This is a genomic window from Vaccinium witches'-broom phytoplasma str. VAC, from assembly GCF_000309405.1.
GTDB lineage: Bacteria > Bacillota_I > Bacilli_A > Acholeplasmatales > Acholeplasmataceae > Phytoplasma.
Window position 1 is genome coordinate 1 of sequence record NZ_AKIN01000167.1, and the last position, 1,508, is coordinate 1,508.

At 24.9% G+C, this 1,508-nt stretch carries 1 protein-coding gene and 1 pseudogene; both read left to right on the forward strand.

The features are described 5' to 3' along the window. The first annotated feature begins 42 nt into the window (after positions 1–42). Positions 43–678 (forward strand): hypothetical protein, encoded by a 636-nt coding sequence (locus tag RI68_RS02715; protein WP_026071957.1) that lies wholly within the window; start codon positions 43–45, stop codon positions 676–678. Between the two features lie 457 nt (positions 679–1,135). Next, positions 1,136–1,508: pseudogene (locus RI68_RS02720) on the forward strand (IS3 family transposase); the annotation flags it as partial.

Here is a 1,508-nt window from a genome sequence, read left to right on the forward strand (position 1 = left end):
AGTCTTTTTTTATTATTCAAAATGAAAATAAAAGGAGAAAAAATGAAAAACGACACTAGTCAAGAAATTAGAATCGGGGGTTGGGAAACAAAATCAACCCCTAACGACTTAATTCAAATCAAAAACTTTTTACAAACATTAAAAGGAGAATTATTAAATATTACAATTGTTTCTCATTCTAAAAAGAAAAATTCCTATCAACAAGCAAACTACCGCCCAAAAAACCAAACTCTATTTGTAGACCCTCAAATCTTAGATGAAATGAAAAAGTATAGAATAGAAATAATCAAAACTCACTCTCCCGAAAACGATAATAATAATCAAACCCTAACCAACCCCATAACACTTCCAAAAGCCCAAAATAATACCCTTAAAACACATTTCCCTATCTTCCAAATTAATTATCTCAACGAACAAAAAGACTACATTAAAGAATTAATAAGTAAGATAGTTATAGACAAACTAGACACTTTAAAATTATATAAATTAGATGACAAAAAAGTAGATAAATATAACAATCCTATAAAAACAAATTATAAAAAAGGATTAAATGTTATTTATTATCAATTGGAAGATTTAAAACACATCAAATTATTTTTAACCAAAAATAAACAAGGCTATCGGGTTAAAAAAATGCGTCCTGATTATAAAAGATATTTAACAAAAGAAGAATCATAAAATAAATAAATTATTTAACTCATCATTTTATCATCATACACTCATCATTTTATCATCATACACTCATCATTTTATCATCATTTGACTCCTTTAATTTCTTTGTAAAAACCAAACCTTTTTAAGGATTGATATTTTATATATTATATCGATAATGATAATGATACTCGATATTTGATATTATCGTTGTATCTTTTATCTATCGTTATTATTTTTCGATATATAAATAACTCCCTATTTTTCCTTTCCATTATTAAGAGAGATGTTTTAAAAATTAACCAAACAACATCCCTAACGCGCTGAAGCGCTAACAAAAATTATAAGCAAACAAAAACAAAAGAAGAAGAAAAATAAAAATCCCCCAGTTGCGTGCACCCCCCCCTTTTTTCAATAAATATAATCATTTAGAGTTATAATGGTTGATGTATATGATATAAAAAAAGGAAACGATATTTAAATCATGAAAAAAATAGAAAAAATAATAGAAAAAGAAATCCACAAAAATAAATTATTACAAGCTCTAATGAAAAAAAATCAAAAAACAGTCAAAAAAACAGTTTTTGAATTGGTTAAACAATTTAATCAAAAACTAAATTTAACAACAATTTTAAAAACTATCCGAACAAAAAGAAGTACTTATTATTATTGGTTGAAAGTCGAAAATAAAATCAAAACCAAAAAAGAAAAATACTTATTACAACAAAATCGCATTAAAGCTTTATGTTTACACGAACAATATTTTTACGGTCATCGTAAAATCACTGATTTATATCAAAAAACCTTTAACGAATTCATCACCAAGAAAAAAGTTTACACCATTATGAAAAAAAACG

Coding starts and splice junctions, on each gene's coding strand:
- RI68_RS02715 (WP_026071957.1), top strand. CDS start 43: ATGAAAAACGACACTAGTCAAGAAATTAGAATCGGGGGTTGGGAAACA.